Genomic DNA, 22316 nt, shown 5'->3' with positions numbered 1-22316 from the left:
TCGGTTGTCATTCGATGGATTGACGGGGCTACCTCACCACCAGATCGTGGTCGGTGGCGCTGAGGGTGATGGCGGCGATCTGCTTGCCCCGCATCCAGTCCCTGACGAAGCTGTCGAGCGCGGGATCGTCGCCGCGCGTGTCGAAGGCCTCGCGGGGGACCTCGACGGCGCCGACGAGATGGCGCGGCTCCCCGTCGAGCCCGGGGGCGCGGGGGCCGAGGCGCAGTCCGTCCGCGGTGTGCAGGATCACCGGGATCTCGGCGCCGTCCGGCGCGGTCACCGTCGCCGCCCTGCTGGTGGCCGCCGGGTCGAAGTGCGACACCGAGATGCGGTAACCCGATGGCGCGGCGTGCGATCCGACCGCGTCGAGCAGCCGTGGGTCGACCACCGAGTACGGGAGGCCGATGTCGATCAGGGTCTGCCCGTCGATGCTGCCGTCGCGCGCGGGCAGGTTCCCGGACAGGTGCCAGGGTGCGGGCGGGGCCAGGGTGTCCTTCGACCGGTCCGCCGACGGGTTGTCCACAGGGACGCCAAGGCGCGCCGCGTCAGTGCGGGTGAATTCCCATTCGGGCGCGGTCGGGGCCTTGTGCCAGAACCCGGTGGCGCCGTCGCGGCGGCCCTCGACCCGCAGTTCGCGCTGGCCCGGACCCGGTCCGGTCGAGTTGACGCTGATCGCCGAGGTGATCTCGCCGGGGACCTTGGGCTGATGGACCCAGTCGGGCGCGGGCAGTTGGATGGCGGCGGTGCTGCGATCGAGAAGCTCGGCGAAGATGTTGGGGGCGGTTGGCTTACCGACCTGGCTGTCCCAGCTGTACCGGAAGAAGACCGAGTCCGAGCCCGACGAGTCGAAATCGAAACTGCGGGTGTACATGTCGCCGTACCGGTTCATCACGAAGGTCGTCGACCCGGCCGCGGACAGCGAGATCGACTGGAACCGGCCTCCGACCGGCCCGCCGATCTCGTAGCTGTCGTCGTTCGGCAGCCACGGGTCCGCGAAGGTGATGCGGCTGCCGTCGCCGGTCAGTGCGGGCAGCATCGTCATCTTCCCCAGCCCCACGTAGTGGATTCGCCCCGCGATGTCCGTGAAGGTCTGGTTGTCCCACGGGGAGGAGACGCTCAGCGCCCAGCCGTTCCCGTTCTCGCCCGGAAGTTGTTGTCCCGGAGCGAACCACAGCGGCGAGCCCCACGCGGACGTCCAGTTCCAGAGGATCGGGTCCTGCGAGGCGTTGTCCATCGTGTAGATCCAGCCGTTGTCGTCGACGGCGGCCAACTCGTCGTCGTCCACGGAGATCCCGATCAGGCGGCCCCGCAGGCACTCGGGCATCGGGACGTAGCGCCACGGTTCGGTGTTGGCGCCGCCTGCCGTTCGGGGACGGGTGAGCAGGTCGTGCCCGACCAGTGCGAAATCGGAGAACCGGTTGAACTGCGTGGTCGGCGTGCGTAGTTCGACGCTGGCAGGGGCGGACTGTCCGGTGAACACCGGCAGGTTCGTCAATCCGAGCCTGCCACCGCCGGACGGGACTCCCGGTGGCAGCTGCGCGGTCCCGAACGGTACGCAGGCGGCGGGCTGGCTCGGCGGTGCCTGTGCCGCGGCGACGGGTACCGGCCAGAGCAGGCCAAGCGTGACGAGGGCCGCCGCGCGTGGCACCCGTGATCGGGTCGAGTGTTTGGCCTGACCGCCGCGTCGTCTCACCCCTGCAGTCTCCCATGTCGGGACCGGTCCGCTCAGGAATCCACGGCAGTCGGGGTCGCTGTGTTCCGGTTCGGTGTCGGGGCGGGCTGATCGGCCGTCCGCCTCCTGCGGGTGGCAAATGGCAGGAGCGAACAGGAGGTGAGGATCACGGCCACGCCGAGCCATTGAGCTGGGCCGAGCCGTTCGGAGAGCACGATCGCGGCGACCAACACCCCGACCACAGGTTCGAGGAGTCCGATCAGACTCATGGGGACGGATCCGAGCCGCCGCACCGCATAGAAGGCGCCGCCGAGACCGACCGGAACGAGGAAGAACCCCTGCAGGATGACCGATCGCCAGCCGTCCGCGGTGAGCCCGAAGTCCTGATCGGTGGCGATCGCGCCGACGCCGATCGTCACGGTGGTGCCGACTGTCACCAGCCCGGCGGCCGTGACGGCGCCGACCTGGCGCACCCAACCCTCTCCGAGCACGAGGTACACCGCGTAGCCGGCGGCGCTGAGCATGGACATCATCGCGCCGGTTGCGGTGACTGCGCTCGCACCTGATCCGGCGACGAGGGCGATCCCAACCGTCATCGCGGCACACAGGGCGAGGACCGGTGCGCCGATACGCCGGCGGTGAATCAGCCAGACCAGGAGCAGGACCAACACGGGGTAGATGTGCACCAGCACGACCGCCACCTGGGCGCCCGTGGACCGGACCGCGGCGAAGTACGCGAGAATCTGCAGACCGAAGATCGGTCCGCACAGCAGTGTCAAGCCGAGGGTCGCGGGGAGCGGAAGCCCCCGAAGTCGGCCGGTGAGACCGGCAACCAGTAGGATGAGCGCGCCGCCGCACAGGCTGCGCAGCGTCACCATCACCGACGGGGACACCCCGTCGCCGTACGCGAGCACCGCCGCCACCGGGGTCACCCCGTAGGCGGCCGCGGACGCGATCCCGCCCGCCCAGGCACCGGCGAAGTGTCGCTCGCCGGAACGCGCCGGCCCGCCGGTGCCTGGGCCTCGGGTCATCAGAGGTTCCGGGAGATGACCAGCCGCATGATGTCCGAGGTGCCCTCCTCGATCTCCTCCAGCTTGACGTCGCGCATCCACTGCTCCACCGGGTACTCGCGCGAGTAGCCCCAGCCGCCGAGGGTCTGGACGGCGGCGTGGGTCACGAACATCGCGGTCTCGGAGGCCGTCAACTTGGCCATGGCGGCCAGCCCGGTCGTGTTCACGCCCGCGTCGATCGACCGCGCGGCGTGGTGGACCAGCAGCCGGGACGCCCCGATCCGGGTTGCCATGTCCGCCAGGCGGAACGCCACGGCCTGGTGCTCGATGATCGGCTTGCCGAACTGCTTGCGGGTACGGGCGTAGTCGAGCGCGTACTCGTAGGCGGCCCGCGCCGCTCCCACGGCGGCCGCACCGAGCACGATCCGCGAGATGTCGAAGGTCTCCATCAGGCCGTAGAAGCCCTGTCCCTCGTCGCCGAGCCGGTTCTCCTCGGGGACGAACACGTCGTCGAAGAACAGCTCGCGGCAGACGATCGCACGCTGTCCCATCTTCTTCATCGGTTCACCCCAGGTGAGGCCGGGTGTGTCCTTGGTCAGCATGAACGCGGTGACGCCTTTGGAACGTTCGTTGCGATCGGTCTTGGCGAACACCACGTACTGGTCTGCGGCGCCGGCATTGGAGATCCATGCCTTCTGACCGTTGATCCGGTAGCCGCCGTCCACGCGGGTGGCGGTGGTGATGATCGACGCGGCGTCCGAGCCGGAGCCGGGTTCGGTGGTCGCGAGCGCGGTCATCAGGGGAGCGGTGCCGGTGAGCGGCCGCAGCCACTTCTCCTTCTGCTCGGGGGTGCCCAGGGCCATCAGCGGGTCGGAGAAGAAGCCGTTGGAGCACACCAGGTTTCCGATGCCCGGGTCGCCCCAGCAGAGCTCCTCCTGCACCAGGCACTGGGTGAACACATCGGTCATGCCGCCGCCGCCGAACTCCTCGGCGATCATGAAGTCGGTGATGCCGACCTGGGCGGCCTTGGCGAAGATGTCGACGGGCGTGACCACGTCGGCTTCGTCGACCTCACGGCCGCGCGGGCGGATCTCCTTCTCAGCGAAGTCACGGCAGAGCTTGACGATCTCGCGCTGCTCGGTGGTGAGCGGCCAGGCTTCGAACTGGGTGCCGGTCATGGTGGGCCTTTCTGGGTATGGGTACCGGGGGTTAGGGGAGGGAAATCGGGTCGGCCCGATCACATTTGGACTGAGGTCATCTCGGTGAACTCCTCGATGCCGACGCGGCCGAGCTCGCGGCCCAGCCCCGAGTTCTTCCACCCGCCGAAGGGTGCGAGTGGGTTGAAGGCCGCGCCGTTGACGTCGACCTGGCCCGTGTCCATGCGACCCGCGACCGACAGGGCGCGTTCTCGGTCGGCAGACCAGACGGCGCCCGCGAGGCCGTACTCGCTGTCGTTCGCGGCCGCGATCGCGTCCTCGTCCCCGTCGTGCGGGAGCACGACCAGGACCGGGCCGAAGATCTCGTCTCGTGCGACCGGGTCGTGCCGGTCTACGTCCGCCAGGACGGTGGGCCTCAGGAAATGCCCGCGTTCGGCGATGGCGTCGGTGCCACCCGCCGCCAGCCGCGCGCCCCGTGCCACCGCACCGTCGACAGCCGCGGCGATCGACGCGCGCTGCCGGCCGGAGATCACCGGACCGAGCGTGGTTGCCGGGTCGAGCGGGTCGCCGACGACCATCGCATCGGCGTGCGCGGCCGCGAGCTCGACGGCCTCGGTGTACCGCGTGCGCGGAACCAGCAGCCTGGTCCATGCGCTGCAGGTCTGCCCGCTGTTGAGCATTGCCGCCTCCACTGAGCCGGTGACGGCGGCGGTGAGATCGGCGTCGTCGAGGACGACGCTGGCCGACTTGCCACCGAGTTCCAGGCACGCGCGCTTGAGCTGTTCGCCCGACACCCGCCCGACCTCGCGGCCGACCGTGGTGGATCCGGTGAAGGAGACGACGTCGACGCCCGGGTGCGCGACGAGGGCCGAGCCGACCACCGAACCCTGCCCGGGCACGAGGTTGACCACGCCGGGCGGCAGGCCCGCTGCGAGCAATGCGTCGCAGAACAGGTAGGTCGACAGTGGGGTCAGTTCGGCGGGCTTGACCACAGTGGTGCATCCGGCTGCCAGCGCCGCGCCGACCTTCGCCGCGAGCTGGTAGAGCGGGTAGTTCCACGGGGTGATGCAGCCGACCACGCCCGCTGGCCGGCGCAGCACCGTCGAATTGCCGATGGTGGTGTGCATCGGTTCGTCGCGGGCGATCCGCGCGAACGAGGCGATGAGCTCGATTGCCAGGTCGACGTGCGCTTCCTCGGCCACCGCCACCGGGGCGCCCACCTCGGCGACGATGGCGTCGACGAGCAGGCGGCGGTCGGCGAGCAGCCGGGCATGCACTTCGTCCAGCATGTCCGCGCGGGTCGCGTGATCCGTTCGGCCCCAGTCGATGCCGGCCCGTCGCGCGGATCGCACCGCGGCATCGACGTCCTCGACCGATGCGGACGCCGCGCTGCCGACGACCTCCTCGGTAGCGGGGTTGTACACCGCAGAGGTGCTCGCACGCTCCTGCCAGGTGCCGTCGATCAGGACGGTATTGCGCATCCAGTTCGTCACAGCGGCACCTCGTCCTCGCGCACATGGATCAGGGTCGGCCGGTCGGCGGCCAGGGCAGCGGCCACCGCCGCGCCTACCTGGTCGGTGGACTCGAGCGCCACTCCGTGGCAGCCGAGGGCTCGGGCGAGCGCCGGGAAGTCGGGAGCGCCGAGGTCGACGGCGTGCACCGCCTCGTTGCGGTCCGCCATCTCGTTGCGGATCTCGCCGTAGCCGCCGTTGTCGACGATGACGACGGGGATCGCCAGCTTCGCCTCGGCAGCGGCCGCCAATTCGGCGATCGTGAACATGACACCGCCGTCGCCGAGCATCGCCACGACCTGGCGGTCCGGCGCCGCGACCTTCGCCCCGACGGCGGCGGGCAGTCCGTATCCCAGCGTGCCCAGCCCGGTGGGGTACAGGAACGACCGGGGGCGGTGCAGGGGGAGGTTCGACAGCGCGCCGTAGTAGCAGGCCATCGCGCTGTCCGCGGCCAGTACGGCGCTGTCGTTGAGGACGTCGTCGAGCACCTCGCACAGGCGCACGTAACGAGCGCCTTCCCGGCGGGCATCGTCGCGGATCCGGTCCCGCCAATGCTGTGCGCGGGCGCTCCCGTCGGCCTTCGGCCCTGGCAGGGCCTGGAGGAGGCTGGCGAGGGTCTCCGCGGCGTCACCGACGAGCGCGACCGCGGGGCGGGCGTTGGTCGAGATGGAGGTCGGGTCGATGTCGATCCGGATGAGGGTCGTGTCAGCTGCGATCGGACCCCACCACCAATCCGATGGGGCGAGTTCGGTTCCCACCGCGATCACCACATCGCTGTCGGCGACCACCCCGGCGACGGAGGGATGTTGGAGGCCGGCGCCGAGCGAGAGCGGATGGTCCTCCGACAGCACTCCCTTGCCGTTGGCGCTCGTGACGACCGGGGCGCCGAGGGCCTCGGCCAGTTCGCGCAGTTCCGCCGCTGCGCCGGCGGCTCCGCCACCCGCGATCAACAGCGGGCTCCGGGCGCCCGAGAGCAACTCGTGCGCGGCGCCGAGGGCAGCGGAGTCGGGAATCGACACCGACCGGGAGATGGGCGCGACCGGGCTCACCTCGTCCGAGGCGTCGAGCAGGTCGAGCGGGATCTCGAGGTAGGCCGGGCGCGGCCTTCCCGAGGTCATCGCGGCAAAGCACTGCGCCACCGCGAGCGGGATCTCCGCGACACTGGTGACGCGCTGGGCGTGGCCGACGACGGAGTCCATCGCGCGGAACTGACTCTTGACCTCGTGGAGGTATCCGTTGCCGTTGCTCGGATGTGCGAGCGGCAGCCCCGGAGCGATGAAGAGGACCGGCACCGAATCCGAATAGGCCTGTGCCGCAGCGGCCGCCGCGTTGAGAATGGCGGGTCCGGTGGTGGTGATGCACACCCCGGGCCTGCCGCTGACGCGGGCGAAACCGTCGGCCGCGTAGCCCCCGCCCTGCTCGTGACGCGGGGAGACATGCGTGATGCCGGAATCGGCAAGCGCCGCGTAGATCGGGAGGTTGTGCGTCCCCGGGATGCCGAAGACTGCCGTTACCTCGTGCGCGGACAGGGCGTCGACGAGCGCCTGGCCGCCGGTGCGGACTGTGTTGTTCATGGTCATGCCCCCTTGGTCGGATCGGTGTAGATTGCCTTGCCCAGCCACTGGCCGCCGTCGACGACGTGGACGTCACCGGTGACGTAGGAGGCGCGGTCGGAGAGCAGGTAGGCCGCCGACTCGGAGACCTCCTCCGGCGTGGTGAAGCGGCCTGCGGGCACGCTCGAGAGCACCTGGGTACGCGCCTGGGCGGTCGGCCACAGCGCGGCGCCTGCGCCCTCCGTCTCGGTGGGCCCCGGTGCGATGCAGTTCAGTCGCACTCCGCGCGCGGCCCACTCCACCGCGAGGGTGCGGGTCATCGCGACCACACCCGCCTTGGCGGCCGCGCTGTGCACGGTGCCGGGATGGCCGTGCCACGCGTAGGTGGCGATCACATTGAGGATCGAGCCGGACCCGGCCGCGAGCATGTGCCGTGACGCCGCCCTGGTGCAGTAGAAGGTGCCGTTGAGCACGATGTCGATGACGGCCTTCCAGCCGTTCGGGGAGAGGTTCTCGCCGGGCACGACGAAGTTCCCGGCGGCGTTGTTGACCAGTGCGTCGAGGCGTCCGGTCCGCTCGACCACCGAGTCGATCGCGGTGTCGACCGCAGAGGGGTCACGGACATCGCAGGACACCGCGATGCCCGTGCCGCCGGCCCGTTCGGCCAGCGCGACCGTCTCGGCCAACGCCTCCTCGCGTCGACCGAGCACGGCGACGGTGCCGCCGGCGGCGGCCCATCGGGTCGCGATCGCCCGGCCGATCCCGGATCCGCCGCCGGTCACGACCGCTACGCGGTCGGCGAACTCGGCCCTGATGTCTGGTGCAGTCATGAGTCGTTCCTTGGGTACGAGGGGATTGGTCAGGGGTGCTGTTCGATGACGAGCGCGTCGACGGCGAGGATGCCGTCGGGGCCGACCCGCAGCGGGTTGACCTCGATCTCGTCGACGTGCGGGTGTGCCGCCGCCAGTTCGGAGACTGCCGCGGCCGCGGCAGCCAGGCCGTCGATGTCGACGCCCGGCTTGCCCCGCCATCCGCGCAGCAGCGGCAGACAGGTCAGTCGCTCGATCATCTGGAGAGCGGTGGCCTGGTCGATCGGCGCCAGTTCCACCGCCACGTCGCGGTACACCTCGGCCTCGGTGCCACCGGCCCCGACGACGACCACCGCACCGAGATCGGGGTCGCGGCGGGCGCCGAGCAGGATCTCCACGGTGTCCGGGCGGGTGTCGAGTTCCTCGACCACGTAGTCGCCGTCGCCGAGGGCGGCGTACATCGTGTCGAAGGCCGCGACGAGTTCGGCGTGGTCGGCGATGCCGACGCGTACGCCGCCGACCTCGCTCTTGTGCTCGAGCCAGCTCGCCTTGAGTACGTAGGGTGCGGTCAGCCGCTCGACCGCCGCCGTGAGCTCGGTCCGGTTGTGCACGGTGAGGCTGCGCGGGAACCGGATCCCAGCTTCGGACAACAGCTTCTGGGCTGGGAGGTACCCAGCGCCGATCAGCTCGGTCCTGGGAGCCGACGGACGGCACTCGCGTCCGGCCGACTGCAGCCGGATCGCGTGCGAGAGGGACCGGACTGCGGAGTCGATCGCACCGTAGGTGGGGATCGCGTTGGCGTGCAAGGCTTCCGTGGTCGGGTTGCCCTCGACCATGGTGTGCGCGATCAGCGGCTTGCCGTTCGCGGAGACCGAGTCGCCCATCGACCGGGCGACCTCGATCTCGCGACCGGAAAGGGACGGGGTGTCCGCCCCATAGGTGCCGAAGTATCCGGTCAGGACGACGGAGTCCACCTCGTCCGACTCCAACAGGAGCGAGACCACGCTCGAGTACGAGCCCAGGTCCCGCTCACCGGCACCGGCCAGGTCGACGGGGTTGCTGCAGGCGGCGCCGCTCGGGAGTTGCTTTTCCAGAGCGGATTTCAGTCCCGCCGAGAATTCCGGGACCCGGAGCCCGGCCTTGGCGACGACGTCGGCCGCGATGCCGGTCTGTCCTCCGCTGTCACCCACGACGGCCACCCGGCGGCCGCCGGGCAGGCCGGTCGCGAGCAGCAGGCGAGCGAGGTCCACGAGCTCGGTAGGGGTGGCGACCCGGACCGCGCCCGCGACGCGCAGCGCGGCATCGACGACGTCCATGCTCGAGGTGAGCGATCCGGTGTGCGATCGGGCCAACCGGGAGCTGGCCTCGCTCGCGCCGACGGTGAGCACGATCGTGTGCTTTCCGGCCTGTCGGAGTCGGCTGAGCGCATCCACGATGTCCGGGCCGCCGGCGAACGACTCGAGGTAGAGCGCGACCACGCGGGTCGAATCGTCGCCGACCAGCTCGTCGAGCAACTCGGCGGCGCCCAGGTCCGTCTGGTTCCCGATCGAGATGAACCGGGAGACACCCAGTTCGGCGCGCGCCGCCAGCAACGCGATCTCCGAGCCGACCTGGCCGCTCTGCGAGATCACCGCGATCGGTCCGGGGGTGAACTGCCCCCAGGCCAGACGCAGCTCCGTGGTGCTGTCGTAGATGCCGAGGCTGTTCATCCCCACCAGCCGGGCCCCGGCCGCCCGGATGCGTTCCGCGATGGCGCGCTCGTCGGGGACGCCCGCGGTGATGCCGAGGAATCCGCGGGCACCGAGCGCGAGCGCCTCGTCCACCACCGCGCCGACGTGGTGCGGCGGCACGCACAACGCGACCAGTTCGGGAGCGTCCGGCAGCTCATGCAGTCCGGCGTGACTGGACTCGCCGTGGATCTCGGCCCCGGACCGGTTCACCAGGTAGACGCGACGGCGGTGGCGTCCGGACAGCGCGCCTGTCGCCAGCCAGTAGCCCCACTTCGCTGGGTCGGCCGTGGCGCCGACCACCGCCACCGAGGAGGGGTCGGTGAAGACCCGTAGGTCGGTGTCGGTCGTCGGCGCAGGGATGGGTGCCATGTCAAGAACTCCTGGTCGTGGTGGGGCCGGGGCGTCAGTAGGTCGGGAACTGCGCGGACAGATCGGCGAGCTTGTCCGAGGCCAGAGCGAACGCGGCGGCACGCGTGCTGACACCGTGCTCGTCGGCGTGGTCGAACATCTGGCCGCTCAACGTCCACATGCGGGTGCGGATCTTGTCGAAGGACTGCTCCGCGCTGCCGTCGATGTCACCGAAGAACACCCACCACCACCAGGCGTTGGTCGCGGAGTTGGCGAGGAAGTCCGGCGACACCACGACACCCCGGGCGACCAGCGCCTCCTCGGCGCTGGGGGTGATCGGCATGTTGGCGGCCTCGACGACGAGTGCGGCCCGGACCTGGTCCTGGTTGGAGTCGTCGATGCAGTACGACGTCGCCGCCGGGATCAGCACCTCGGCCTCGACGGACAGCCACTCTGCGGACGGCAGCTGCACGTCGCCGGCCGCGAGCCGGCTGCGGTCGACCCCGCCGGTCGCGTCGCGGGACAGGAGCAGCGTCTCCACGTCGAGACCGTCCGGGTTGGCGACGACGCCGTGGACGTCGGCGATGCCGACGATGCGCACACCGGCCTGGGCGAGGTAACGGGCGGTGGCCCCGCCCATCGATCCGAAGCCCTGCACCACGGCCCGGGTCTGCCTCGGGTCCATGCCCTTTCGGTCCATGGCGGCGAGGGCCGCCTCGGCGACACCGTATCCGCCGACGAGTTCGTCGAGCTTGACCCCGTCGACGACCGCGGTGAACGCCGTCTTCATCCGGGCCGAGGCCGCGGCCCGGTCGTCGATGACGCGGTGTGCGGCCTGGACCGAGCTCTCGAGCCCGATGTCGCTCAGGGCCGCGTCGACGGCGTCCTGGCGGACACCGAAGTCCTCGCCCATGGTCCAGCGCTGCTCGATGAGCGGCGCCATGGCCTCGAGGTAGCGCCGCAGGACCCCATCGGCGTCAGCGTGGTAGGGGTCGAAGTCGATGCCGCCCTTGGCGCCGCCCAGCGGGACGTATCGGGCGCCTGCCTCGAAATGGATGGCCTCCTTGAGGGTCATCCCTCGGGCCAGCCCCCTGACCTCGTTGAGCGTGCAGCCGGCGCGCATCCGGAGGCCGCCGCTGGAGATGCCGCGGACGAGGCGGTCGATGACCAGGTATCCCGTTGCGTCGCTTTCGGTGTCGCGCCAGGTCGCCTCGAAGAACGGGTCGTCGGTGCGGGTGGCGTCGGTCGATCCGATCGCGTTCGGAAGGGTCAAGGACATGGGGGCTCCTACGCTCTCTGTCATCTACTAACTGATTGCTCAGTCAGTATGCGAGAGTGATGCGTGCCACGTCAAGGGGATGGCGTTTGAATTTTCCGGCGCCGCAGGGCGATCACCGGTGGAGGAGCCGCCGGGGGAGCCCCGGCGGCAGCGCGTCAGAGCTGTAGCTCGGAGCGGATCGCCCGGTCCATCCAGGTGGCGACGTCGTCCTTCGACACCGCGCCGTCCAGTGCGACGAGTTGGACCGCGAGCCCGTCGAGCATGGCGGTCAGCCTCCAGGTGGTGCCCTGCGGGTCGTCCGTGCGGAACTCGCCGTTGTCGACGCCCGCGCGGATCAGGTCGGTGACCACCTCGCGCCAGCGCATGTCGAGGCGATGGGTGACATCGCGCAGCGCGGGCTCGCGCAGGCACGCCGACCAGGTCTCGATCCACAGTCTCCAGCCCACGGCGCGGCCGGTCGGTCCGTATTCGTTCAGGACTGCACGCAGGCGGTCCTCGATCGTGCCATCGGTGCTCTCGAGCACCGTGTCGAGGTTGGCCAGGTCGTTCTCGGCGGCCAGTTCGAAGGCGCTGACGATGACGTTCTCGAGGGTCTTGAAGTGGTAGAAGATCAGCGCGGTGCTGACGCCGAGCGCCTCCGCGATGTCGGCGGCACGCAGTCGATCGATACCGTTCTCGGTGACCAGGTCCAGCGTGGTGGAGAGGATCTCGTTGCGCCGATCCTTGGTCTCTTTACGCTGTTTTGTCTGCTTTGCCACACTGTCAAGCTACTGCACCGTCGTGCGAATGCGCCGAGCCGCCACCGCGCTGCTCTCGTTCGAGCGAATGCACGGTGACGGCTCCGGGTGTGTGCGGCGATGCGCACGCGTACTTGGGGTTTCGTGAGCGATCAAGCCCTCGCAGCGGCCTCCGACGCGATCTCGATCGGGTCATGTGGTGTTGCTACGGACCGCCGCACCCGGATGACGAGTTCGATCACGGCGATCACCGCGATGTTGACGATCAGGCCGCTGATGCCGGTGTTGATGTCGGGCCCGTCGAACGGCGCGAAGGTGAGCAGGATGACCGTGAACACACCGGCGCACAGGCCGGCGATGACCGAGGCCTTGTCGAGTCGTCGTTTGAGCAGCAGTGCTCCCGCAATCGCGGGTACCACCTGCGTCGACCCGCTGAAGGTCAGCAGCAGCATGTTGCCGAGCAGGTTCGGCATCGACAGTGCGAGGACCAGTGCTGCAAGCCCGAAGACCACCACCACCGCCTGGTTCACGACGAACTTGCGCTTCTCGTCCTTGACCTGGAACACGTTGTTGACGGCGAGCGGCGCGATGGCGATGAGCAAGGCGGCGGAGGGCACCATGGCGGTTGCCGCGGCGGCGGTGAGCACGACACCCATGGCCCACGGGGGCAGTGCCTCGGATGCCATCTTGAGCATCGCGGAGTCGCCGTCCTGGTCGGTGCCGAAGGCGACGATCGCCGTATAGCCGAGCAGCATCGGGATGCTGGCCAGGGCGCTGTAGATCGGCAGGTAGATCAGGTTCTGGCGGACCGCCTTCTCGCTGCGGCTGGCCAGTACGGCCGGCCAGTTGTGGGGCAGCGCGTAGAACATCACCCCGATCATGCTGATCGCCATGCTCGTGATGAACCACCAGATGCCGTAGGTGCCGGTCTGGACGTACAGCATCTCGGGCATCTCGCGGGCGATGGTGCTCAGTCCGAAGTCGAGCCCGCCGTTGAAGTGCATCGGGATCGCGATGCTGATCACCAGCATCACCAGGATCATCAGCACGTCCTTGAAGTACGACGTCCGCGCCACGCCGTGCAGTCCGGACCACAGCACGAACGCGATCACGAGTACGAAGGCGACGATGCTGCTGATCGTGCCGTCGGCGGCACCACCTGTCGCGGCGCGGACGATCAGGCCCAGTCCGGTGATCTGCAGCTGCAGGTAGGGCAGCAGGAAGATGATGCCGAAGACCGCGGAGAGGAAGCCGAGCGTGGGGCTGTTGTAGCTGCCGCGGAGGAAGTCGGATTGGGTGACATACCCGGCCGCCTTCGCCCGGCGCCACAGCTTTGGGGCGATCCAGTACATCACCAGGTAGGCGAGTGGGATGTAGGGAATGCAGTAGAAGGCGGAGGCGCCGAGGGAGACGACCAGCCCGACGGTGCCGAGGAATGTGAACGTCGTGAAGGTCTCGCCTGCCTGCAGGACCCAGGTGGTCATCACGCCGAATTTGCGGCCGGCGACCGCCCATTCGTCCATGTCCTTGACGGGCTGTCGCCGCCCATAGAAGCCGATGGCGGCGATGACCAGCATGCCGAGGACGCCGATTGCCAGGGTGACGTTCACGCTTCGTTGCCTTCCGCGTCGAGATCGGTGCGGGTGCGCTCGAAGTAGGTGAGGACGCCGGACACGAGGATGCTGCTGACCAGGGTGACCCAGATGAAGATGGCGGGGGCGCCGAGCCACACGTGCGGGCCGTTGATCTGGGGTATCCAGGTCACCAGGAATATCAAGATGAAGGGGATGGAGCCGACTATCCAGTACTTACGCATGTGCACCGCCTGATGGGTAGGGGTTAGTTGCCCGCGATGAATCGGGCACGGAGGGTGGGGTCGGTGGCGAGGTCGACGATGGTCCAGGCCATCGCGGTGGCGCCGTCGATGAGCGCGCGGTCCGCGGAGGCGCCCGCACAGTGGGCCGCGAACTCGGGCTGGTGGTTGACCGAGGTGCCGCAGTCAAGGGCGAGGGTCGGATGGATGGCGGGGATCGCGCGGGAGACGTTGCCCATGTCGGTCGATCCGAGTGCGGATGACGTCTCCCCGACCGGGGCGAACCTGCGGCCGAGCTGCCGGGCGTTCGTCTCGTAGAGGTCGGCGAGCGCGGTGTTGTTGCGGAACTCGGAGTAGTCGGGCCCGGTGGGGGCGCTCGTCATCTCACAGCCGGTCGCCAATGCCGCCGCCTCGAAGCATCGCTGGACGCGCTGCTCGAGCACCTTGAGTGATTCGAGGTCGGATGCCCGAATATAGTAGTGCGCACCGGCTTTCGCCGGGATGATGTTCGGTGCCTCGCCGCCGTTGGTGACGATTCCGTGGATCTGATCACCGGGATGGAGTTGTTGGCGCAGCAGCCCGATCGCCACCTGGGCGAGGGTGACCGCGTCGCCGGCATTGACCCCCTCGTAGGGGGCGGCCGAGGCGTGGGCGTTCTTGCCGGTGAAGTCGACGAGCAGGTCGCCGTTCGCGAGGACACTGGTGTATGCCTGCTCGAAGGTTGCGGGGTGCACCATCATTGCGGCGTGCGTGCCGTCGAAGAGGCCGGCGTCGAGCATGAGGATCTTGCCGCCGCCGTTTTCCTCGGCGGGGGTGCCGAACACCTTCACCGTGATGCCGAGGTCGGAGGCCAGCGGGGCGAGCGCCCGAGCGGCGGCCACGGCCGATCCGGCGATGACGTTGTGTCCGCACGCGTGCCCGAGGCCGGGCAGGGCGTCGTACTCGGCGCAGATCCCGACCACGAGAGGCCCGTCGCCGGCGGTGGCGAGCAACGCGGTCGGCAGGTCGGCGACGCCGGTGTTGACGGCGAAGCCCGCCTCGCTGAGGGCGTCACCCACCCACTGGGCGGCGCGGTACTCCTCGAAGCCGACTTCGGGGTGGGCGTGGATGCGGTGGCTGAGGTCGACGGCGGACTGCTCGGCTCGCCCAATGTTCTGCCGGACGGCTTCCTTCAGATCCACGGAGTCTCCTTACTGACTAATCGATCAGTCAGAGTATGAGACCAGAGTCACACCGCAGTCAATAGGCACCCGCAGTCACATTCAGATCCCGTTTCAGTGTGCTCGCAACGGTCGGTCGCCGAAAGGCGCCGTCACCTGGGGCTGTGCGGACCGGGTCGCGGCGCGTTCCCCGGAATTCTGGGACAGTGGAGTCCTGGAACTCGAGGAGGCTCGATGTCGGATGACCCGCAGGTCCCGGGCGATTACGAGACCGCGGCACAGCGCCGTGAGCGGATCTCGCTGCAGGTGCGACGGTGGAGCGAGGGGGCGTGGGTCGAGGCCCGGCTGCCGGTGCTGTCCGACGAGGCGGCCGTGCTGATCGCGGCCGGACACGTCGACGTCACCACGCGCGAGATCTTGGCCGAACGGCGGCGGACGGGCCGGACCATCCCGTCGATCGGGGGCTTCGGTGCGCTCCGGCGGCTCACCGACGAGCAGGCCCGGCTCGCGGGTCGGGCGGCGGAGCTGCGGCCGGGGCCCGTGCAGGCGGTGTTCACCTTCCGGGCGGCCGAGGTCGCCAAGCGGCTCGATCACCTGCGGTCGGCCATGGTGCTGTCCGGCACGCATTACGCGAGCGGGGTACGCGCGATCCGGCGGGAGCGCCGCGACGGGGTGCACCTCGAACCCGACCAGCGGGAGGCGTTGTTCGCCGCGCTGCAGCGGACCCCGGTGCCCGTCACCTCGGGCGATCGCCCCGTCGACCAGGTGCGGAACGCGACCCTCGGCGCTGCCGCGGAGCGGGTGGCCGCGCTCACCGAGAGCACCCCGCTGGCCGGTGTCGGTCGCCGGGCCGCCGAGGCCCTCGCCCAGGGCGCCGCGCCCGAGGGTGAGCGGTTCGCGGACCGCTACGACACCCTGCTCTACCTGGCGGGCACGCTGTACGACCGGATCGATGGGTCGTCGGCCTGGCATTCGGAGCACTTCCTCATCCAGCGTGCCCAGCTGGACCTGGCGGACGAGCTGATCCAGATCGCGGCCGACACGGTGGCGCTGCGGGGGATCACCGCCGAGCTCGGCGCGGCCATGCGGTCCACGCGGGGCGAGGGTGCCCGCGCCCAGATCACGGCGCGGCAGACGGCGCTGGCGCCGGTGTGGCATCAGCTGGTCGACCGGGTCGCGGCGCTGGCTCGCATCGGAGACCTGCTCTCCCAGGCGGAAGAGCAGCTCCAGGCGGTCGCCGCGGTGCAGCGGACGATGAGCCTCGATTCGAGGATCGACGACCTCATCGCGCGCTCGGGCAACCGGGAGCTCTCGGCGGAGAACACCCACCACGTCGGCGACCAGTTCGGCGGGGTCGAGGAGCTGATGGGGACCTATCAGAGCGTCCTGTACCGGGACATCCTGGCGCTCACGTCGCGCGCGGAACCGGGCCGCGGGCGGGACTGACGGTCAGGCGGTGGCCGCGACGAGGCGAAGGGCCAGTTCGGAATACAGCTCCGCGACCCGATCCGGTTCGGTGAAGCCGCCACCGGGGAACCATCGGCACACGTCGACGCAGAGCGAGGTGATCGCGAGGGTCACGCCCTCGACGTCCGGCACGACGAACGAGCCGTCCGCGGCGCCCGCCTTGACGATCCGCTTGACGATCCGGTTCACGTCGCGGCGGAGCCCGATGATCGTGCGGTAGTGCTCGGGGGAGAGCGCGGTCAGCTCGTACTGCACCACCCGTCCGCGGGCGTGGTGGGTCGCATGCCAGCGGGTGAAGGCGCCGACGACCGCGCGCAGCCTCGCGGTGGGCGGCGAGTCGACGGGATCGGCGTCGGTGAGCAGCTCGACGCACCGCTGGTGGCCCTCGTAGCTGATCGCGTAGAGCAGCTCTTCCTTGGACTTGTAGTGCGGGTACATCGCGGCGGGGCTCAGGCCGAGGCGAGCGGCGATGTCGCGGGTGGTGGTCCCCCCGTAGCCGTTCTCGGCGAACGCCTCCACGGCCGCGGCCCGGATCCGCGCGGCGGCCTTGGAGCTGCTCACCACGCCGGGTGTCTCCGCCGCCACCGATTCGCTCACCCTTGGCCTCCGCTTCACCTTCTGCACCTTGACAACACCCGCCGACGGGACAAGTATAAGCATGCGCTTAGGAAATGAGCGTGCGCTTAGTTCTGCGGTGCGCGCTCTCGGCTCGCCCCGTCCGGTTCGACCGGCCGGGGTTCGGCGATCTGACACAGAAAGCACACAATGAACCTGAAACTCACCGACGAGGAACTCGCCTTTCGCGACGAGATGCGCACGTTCTTCACCACCCAGGTCCCGGCCGACATCCGTGAGCGCGCCGCGCGCGGCGGTGAGCTGACCGCCGAGGATTTCAAGACCACCCAGGCGATCCTCAACGCCAACGGGCTCGCCGTGCCGAACTGGCCGGTCGAGTGGGGCGGCCGCGACTGGACGCCGGTGCAGCGTCACCTGTGGCTGGACGAGATGCAGCTGGCCTCCGTGCCGGACCCGCTGGCGTTCAACGCCGACATGGTCGGGCCGGTCATCGCGGCCTTCGGTTCGCAGGAGCAGAAGGAGCGTTTCCTGCCCGCGACCGCGAACCTCGACATCTGGTGGTGCCAGGGCTTCTCCGAGCCGGAGGCGGGCTCCGATCTGGCCTCGCTCAAGACCCGCGCCGTCCGCGACGGGGACGACTACATCGTCAACGGCCAGAAGACCTGGACCACGCTGGCGCAGCACGCGGACTGGATCTTCTGCCTGGTCCGGACCGACCCGAACGCCCCGAAGCGGCAGGCGGGCATCTCGTTCCTGCTCATCGACATGAAGACCCCCGGCGTCACCGTCCGCCCGATCAAGCTGATCGACGGCAGCTACGAGGTCAACGAGGTGTGGTTCGAGGACGTCCGCGTCCCGGCCGAGAACCTCGTGGGCGAGGAGAACGCGGGCTGGGGATACGCGAAGTTCCTGCTCGGCAACGAGCGCACCGGCGTCACCCGGGTCGGCACCTCCAAGGTGCGCCTGGCGCAGGCCAAGGAACTGGCGGCCCAGACCAAGGTCGGCGACGGCACGCTGCTGCAGGACCCGCTGTTCGCGGCGCGCCTCGCGGAGCTGGAGAACGAGCTGCTGGCGCTGGAGCTGACCCAGCTGCGGGTGGTCGCCGGCTCGGCGGACGGCAAGCCCAACCCGGCGTCGTCGTTGCTCAAGCTCCGCGGCTCGGAGCTGCAGCAGGCCTCCACCGAGATCCTCATGGACGTCGCGGGCCCCGATTCGCTGCCGTTCGGTGCGGCCGACATCGACTCGCCGTCCTGGGCGCAGCACGCCGCCCCGACCTACCTGAACTACCGAAAGGTATCCATCTACAGCGGATCGAGCGAGGTGCAGCGCACCATCATCGCCTCTTCGATCCTCGGATTGTGAGGCGCCGCAATGGACTTCGAACTCAATGACGAACAGGTCATGCTGCGCGACACGACCCGTGAGCTGCTCGCCCGCAGCTACGACGCCGAGAAGCGCAACGCCGTCACCGCCACCGACCTCGGCTGGAGCCGGGACGTATGGAAGAGCTTCGCCGAGATCGGCCTGCTCGGGCTGCCGTTCGCCGAGGAGGACGGCGGGATGGGCGCGGGACCGGTCGAGACGATGGCCGTGATGAACGAGATCGGCCGGGCGCTGGCGCCGGAGCCGTACCTCGCCGTCCTGCTCGCCGGTGGGCTGATCGCCGACGCGGGCTCGGCCGACCAGCGCGCGCGCTACCTGCCTCGGGTCGCCGAGGGCACCGTGCTGCCGGCGTTCGCGCACGCCGAACCCGGTAGCCGGTGGCCGGCGAGCGAGGTCTCGACGACCGCCACCGCGCGGGGCGACGGCTGGGTCCTCACCGGCCGCAAGAACCCGGTGCTGCACGGCGACTGCGCCGACACCCTGGTCGTCAGCGCGACCCTGCCCGGCGGGGGAGTGGGCCTGTTCGTGGTCGACGCCGCCGCCGAGGGCGTGACGCGGCGCGGCTACGCCACCCACGACGGGCTCCGCGGCGCCCAGATCGAGTTCGCCGACGCGCCTGCCGAGCAGCTCGGTGACGGCGGCGACGTCACCGCCGCGATCACCGCGTCCGAGGTGCGCGCGCAGGCCGCGCTGTGTGCCGAGGCGGTCGGTGCGATGGCAGAGACGCTGCGGCTGACCACGGAATACCTCAAGCAGCGCAAGCAGTTCGGTGTTCCGTTGGCGAAGTTCCAGACCCTGACGCAGCGCGCGGCGGACATGTACGTCTCGCTGGAGTTGGCGAGCAGCATGAGCCTGTACGCCACGATGTCCCTGGCCGACGGCGTGAAGGACCCGACGATCGCCTCGCGGGCCAAGCTGCAGATCGGGCGGGCCTCGCGGCACATCGGTCAGGAGGCCATCCAGATGCACGGCGGCATCGGCATGACCGCCGAGTACCCGGTGGGGCACTACGTCTCCCGGCTCGTCGCGATCGAGCACACGCTCGGCAGCGCCGACGACCACCTGCGCGTGCTGGCGGGCACCGTCGCCGACCACGAGATGGTCAACGTCTCGCAGTAACCCGTATCGGCCGAGAGCCCCGACGACCCGTGCGGTCGGCGGGGCTCTCGTTCGTCGGGGTCAGCGGCTGAGCTTGGTGCGCATCATCATCACGTTGTAGTCGGACCAGGTGGTGGCCAGGAAGTACAGGTTCTCGCCCTCCGACCAGGGGTGCATGTACGCGCCGTACAGGCCGGGCACGGTCGCGCTGCTGATCAGCGTTTCCGGTGCGCTCCACGGCCCGGTCAGCACCGGCGCGGTCCGCATGATCAGCGCGTTCGATTCGTTGGAGTACAGCGCGATGAACTTGCCCAGGTAGGCGCTGTACTGGACCGACAGCTCGCTGACGCTGCCGTCCAGCACCGGGACCGCGACGGCCGGGTTGCCGACCACCCAGCCGTGGCCGTCCCAGTACTCGTAGCCGGCGACGTTCAGGATCGAGGCTTCCGGGGTGCGGGAGAGCCGGGCCTGCCCGGAACGACCCGAGGGCGTGCCGAAGTTGTAGATGAAGCCGTCGTGCTTGACGAAGGCGCCCATCTGGAAATTCTGATTTCCCGACGTCGGGAGATTCGCCCGGGAGAGGGCGTCGTCGAGGACATTCAGTCGCACAGATTCCGGCCGCGGCGTCCACGTCTCGCCATTGTCGGTGGAGGTTGCGATCTGAGAGTAATTGGTGACCCATTCGCCGGGCGCCGCCCAGCTGCGGATGGACATGTAATTGATGTATTGCACCCCGTTGACGGAGATACCGGTGGTCGGGATGACGGTGTGTTCGACGCCGGGGATCTTCTTGCTCGGGAGGAATTCCTTCGAATGGTTCGGCCGGTCCAGGGGCGAGCTGTCGATGCTCATCCCGTCGTCGAGGTCGCGGTCGGAGCTGCGGAAGAGCACGTTGCTCCGCCAGTCGCCCACCAGCCCCTCGCACAGCGGCTCCTGGCTGAGCCCGGTGGTGTCGCCGAACGCGGTGAGGACCTGACCCGCGCCGTTGTCCCACATGATGCCGAGATCGGTGCCGACCACGTTGAACCGCCGGGCGGTGTCGTTGGGGCCGTTGAGACCGGTGACGTGCTCGACCGCCTGGGTCTTGCCCTTCAGGTTGGGGAGCCGCCCGTCCTGGCCGTTCAACCACGGGATCGGGTTGCCCGCACCACCGGTGCTTCCGAACCCGCTGCTCCCGCCGCTGCCGGTACCGCCGCAGAACGGATCCGCCGTGGCGGAGGGCGCGGAGACGGCGAGCACCGCCATCGTCGCGGCGAGGGACAGCATCAGGAACTTGGGGGTACGGGTCATCGGTTGGGCCTTCCCTCTCGATTCTGCGTAGTGGCCGAACAGCAATCGCGGCCGCTGACAATCTAACGAAGCGGGAGAAAAGGGGCCGTGGCCTTGGATAACCGTTCGGACAAGACTTCGAATTGCCTCCGAAGGTGGCAAAGGTCTCGATTTGGATAACGACGCCGCGCCTATCCGGATTGTCGGCATCGTGCCGCTAGCGTTTCGGGCGGAAATGCGGCTCAGGAGTCTTACGCACCCGAGAGGCGTAATTCTCGACGATGCAGATACCAAGCCGGCGGCTCGTGTGCGAGACGCCGAAGAACTTCCGAGTAGGTGTTCGAGCATGACCACAATCGCCCCGCCCGCCGTCAAGACCCTCAGTGCCTGTGTCTTCGTGACCGGGCTCGTCGGCGCCGCCATCGGCATATACGGCCTGGATGTCGAGGTCGCCGTGCTGTGGCTCATCGTCGCATCCGTCTCCGGGCTCTACCTGCTGAAGCTGCGGGCGGAGTCGCACGGTCGGCTCGAGCGCCCCGCTCGCTCCCGCCGCACCACCGCCTAGCCGCCCGCGCGAGGGTGCACGCCCCTAACCTCGTGTGATGCGAACGGTGGGTGTGGACCTTGCGGCGGAGCCGAGGAAGACCGCGGTCGCGGTGATCGCGTGGTCCGAGGGCGCGGCGAGGGTCGAGAGCCTGCGGTTGGGTGTCGGCAACGCGGAGATCGTCGAGGCTGTCCACGGCGCCGAGCGAACGGGGATCGACTCTCCCTTCGGGTGGCCCGAGGCGTTCGTCCGGTTCCTGACCGAACATGACGGCAACATGCTGCCTGTACCCAACGGCCTGGAGAGCAGGGACGGTCGCAGGCCGTTGGCGATGCGACGCACCGACCTCCTCGTCCGTGCGTCGACCGGGCTGTCCCCGCTCAGCGTCTCCGCCGATCGCATCGCGCACGTCGCGTTCCGCTGCGCGGGCCTACTCGCCGAGCTTCGGTACAGCGGTATCGAGGCCGGCCGGGTTTCAGGACGCGCGGTCGAGGTGTACCCGGCTGCCGCGCTCCTGGGGTGGGGCCTGCCCGCACGTGGCTACAAGGGACTGGTGAACCGGGCGGCACTCACCGAACTCGTGGCCGGGCTCGGTGAGGCGGCGCCGTGGCTGGACCTCGGGGCGGGGGAGAGTTTGTGCCGGGAATCCGACGACGCCTTCGATGCGGTCGTGGCCGCCGTCGTGGCCCGCGCCGCCGCGCTCGGCAGGACGGAGCTGCCCGCGGACGAGGATCGGGCCGTGGCGGAGCGGGAGGGCTGGATTCACCTGCCGAATTCGCCGCTGGAAACGCTGCGAGGCACGCAAATTTGAGGACGCGTAGCCGATTACCGCCTCCGACCAGGCGTTTTGGTGTTCTGAGGTTTGTCGCGTAACTTTTGTCGAGTCAGAGCGACACGGACACCGACCCGGCCGAGAGGCGCGGGACACGAGGTTGGACGTAGGCGCCAGACGATCCCGAAGTTTAGAGCCGGTTTCGATCGGTTCTTCTTCACTGCCTTCTCAGTGTGGCGGGGCCGGTTTTGACCGGGTCTGCTCGATGAGATAGGCTGGAACAGTTGCCCCGGAACGGTCGAGAATAACTCTTTCTGATGTTAGAGCTTGGCAGTGATGGTGTGTGCGTGTTCTTTGAGAACTCAACAGTGTGCCGATGAATGTCAGTGCCAATATTTTGGTACTCCACACTCACTCTTTCCAATTGG

At 69.3% G+C, this 22316-nt stretch carries 19 protein-coding genes; 5 read left to right on the top strand and 14 right to left on the bottom strand.

Annotation, left to right across the window (positions count from 1 at the left end; all coding sequences use genetic code 11):
• Positions 1–28 precede the first annotated feature (28 nt).
• The 12 genes from C8K38_RS16050 to C8K38_RS15995 all read right to left on the bottom strand — a co-directional run bounded on the left by C8K38_RS16050 (position 29) and on the right by C8K38_RS15995 (position 14794).
• Entirely contained in the window at positions 29–1693 is a 1665-nt protein-coding gene (locus C8K38_RS16050) for a hypothetical protein (protein ID WP_373560265.1), read from the bottom strand.
• A 32-nt stretch (positions 1694–1725) separates the two neighbouring features.
• Positions 1726–2703 carry a DMT family transporter gene (locus tag C8K38_RS16045; RefSeq protein ID WP_097212441.1) on the bottom strand — a complete coding sequence of 326 codons (978 nt, stop codon included), beginning with the start codon at positions 2701–2703 and terminating at the stop codon, positions 1726–1728.
• Positions 2703–3860 (bottom strand): acyl-CoA dehydrogenase family protein, encoded by a 1158-nt coding sequence (locus C8K38_RS16040; RefSeq protein WP_097212440.1) that lies wholly within the window; start codon positions 3858–3860, stop codon positions 2703–2705. Before C8K38_RS16040 ends, C8K38_RS16045 begins: the two co-directional genes overlap by 1 nt.
• Positions 3861–3919: 59 nt before the next feature.
• Positions 3920–5332, bottom strand: a complete 1413-nt coding sequence (locus C8K38_RS16035) for an aldehyde dehydrogenase family protein (protein ID WP_441346763.1) — start codon at positions 5330–5332, stop codon at positions 3920–3922.
• The gene (locus tag C8K38_RS16030) at positions 5329–6924 is read right to left on the bottom strand and encodes a thiamine pyrophosphate-binding protein (protein WP_097212439.1); all 1596 of its coding nucleotides are present in this window, start codon (positions 6922–6924) and stop codon (positions 5329–5331) included. The genes C8K38_RS16035 and C8K38_RS16030 overlap by 4 nt, the downstream gene beginning before the upstream one ends.
• 2 nt (positions 6925–6926) lie before the next feature.
• The gene (locus C8K38_RS16025) at positions 6927–7733 is read right to left on the bottom strand and encodes an SDR family oxidoreductase (protein WP_097212438.1); all 807 of its coding nucleotides are present in this window, start codon (positions 7731–7733) and stop codon (positions 6927–6929) included.
• Positions 7734–7762: 29 nt separating this feature from the next.
• Positions 7763–9811, bottom strand: a complete 2049-nt coding sequence (locus C8K38_RS16020; RefSeq protein ID WP_097212437.1) for an acetate--CoA ligase family protein — start codon at positions 9809–9811, stop codon at positions 7763–7765.
• Positions 9812–9845: 34 nt separating this feature from the next.
• Positions 9846–11069, bottom strand: a complete 1224-nt coding sequence (locus C8K38_RS16015) for a Glu/Leu/Phe/Val dehydrogenase dimerization domain-containing protein (RefSeq protein WP_097212436.1) — start codon at positions 11067–11069, stop codon at positions 9846–9848.
• A 155-nt stretch (positions 11070–11224) separates the two neighbouring features.
• Complete coding sequence (locus C8K38_RS16010; protein ID WP_097212435.1) at positions 11225–11827, bottom strand: TetR/AcrR family transcriptional regulator; 603 nt, start codon at positions 11825–11827, stop codon at positions 11225–11227.
• A 131-nt stretch (positions 11828–11958) separates the two neighbouring features.
• Entirely contained in the window at positions 11959–13416 is a 1458-nt protein-coding gene (locus C8K38_RS16005) for a sodium:solute symporter family protein (protein ID WP_097212434.1), read from the bottom strand.
• On the bottom strand, positions 13413–13628 hold the full coding sequence (locus tag C8K38_RS16000; RefSeq protein ID WP_097212433.1) for a hypothetical protein: 216 nt from the start codon (positions 13626–13628) through the stop codon (positions 13413–13415). Before C8K38_RS16000 ends, C8K38_RS16005 begins: the two co-directional genes overlap by 4 nt.
• A 17-nt stretch (positions 13629–13645) precedes the next feature.
• Positions 13646–14794, bottom strand: a complete 1149-nt coding sequence (locus tag C8K38_RS15995; RefSeq protein WP_097212602.1) for a M20 family metallopeptidase — start codon at positions 14792–14794, stop codon at positions 13646–13648.
• Between the two features lie 219 nt (positions 14795–15013).
• On the opposite strand from C8K38_RS15995, the gene C8K38_RS15990 reads away from it, so the two are divergent.
• Positions 15014–16225 (top strand): hypothetical protein, encoded by a 1212-nt coding sequence (locus tag C8K38_RS15990; RefSeq protein ID WP_097212432.1) that lies wholly within the window; start codon positions 15014–15016, stop codon positions 16223–16225.
• Between the two features lie 3 nt (positions 16226–16228).
• On the opposite strand, the gene C8K38_RS15985 is transcribed toward C8K38_RS15990, so the two are convergent.
• On the bottom strand, positions 16229–16810 hold the full coding sequence (locus C8K38_RS15985) for a TetR/AcrR family transcriptional regulator (RefSeq protein WP_373560267.1): 582 nt from the start codon (positions 16808–16810) through the stop codon (positions 16229–16231).
• 201 nt (positions 16811–17011) lie between these two features.
• Between C8K38_RS15985 and C8K38_RS15980 the strand changes: the two genes are divergently transcribed.
• On the top strand, positions 17012–18184 hold the full coding sequence (locus tag C8K38_RS15980) for an acyl-CoA dehydrogenase family protein (RefSeq protein WP_097212430.1): 1173 nt from the start codon (positions 17012–17014) through the stop codon (positions 18182–18184).
• A gap of 9 nt (positions 18185–18193) precedes the next feature.
• Positions 18194–19324 (top strand): acyl-CoA dehydrogenase family protein, encoded by a 1131-nt coding sequence (locus C8K38_RS15975; protein WP_097212429.1) that lies wholly within the window; start codon positions 18194–18196, stop codon positions 19322–19324.
• Between the two features lie 60 nt (positions 19325–19384).
• On the opposite strand, the gene C8K38_RS15970 is transcribed toward C8K38_RS15975, so the two are convergent.
• Entirely contained in the window at positions 19385–20593 is a 1209-nt protein-coding gene (locus C8K38_RS15970; RefSeq protein WP_245221013.1) for a DUF4185 domain-containing protein, read from the bottom strand.
• Positions 20594–20918: 325 nt separating this feature from the next.
• On the opposite strand from C8K38_RS15970, the gene C8K38_RS15965 reads away from it, so the two are divergent.
• Entirely contained in the window at positions 20919–21137 is a 219-nt protein-coding gene (locus tag C8K38_RS15965) for a hypothetical protein (protein ID WP_097212428.1), read from the top strand.
• Positions 21138–21174: 37 nt separating this feature from the next.
• Positions 21175–21927: a DUF429 domain-containing protein gene (locus C8K38_RS15960; protein WP_097212427.1), complete on the top strand. Its 753-nt coding sequence runs from the start codon at positions 21175–21177 to the stop codon at positions 21925–21927.
• Positions 21928–22316: the final 389 nt, after the last annotated feature.

It is taken from the genome of Rhodococcus sp. OK611, from assembly GCF_003050885.1.
Classification (GTDB): Bacteria; Actinomycetota; Actinomycetes; order Mycobacteriales; family Mycobacteriaceae; genus Rhodococcus_G; species Rhodococcus_G oryzae.
Note: the sequence above shows the minus strand (reverse complement) of the source record. Positions and strands in the feature narration are given on the sequence as shown.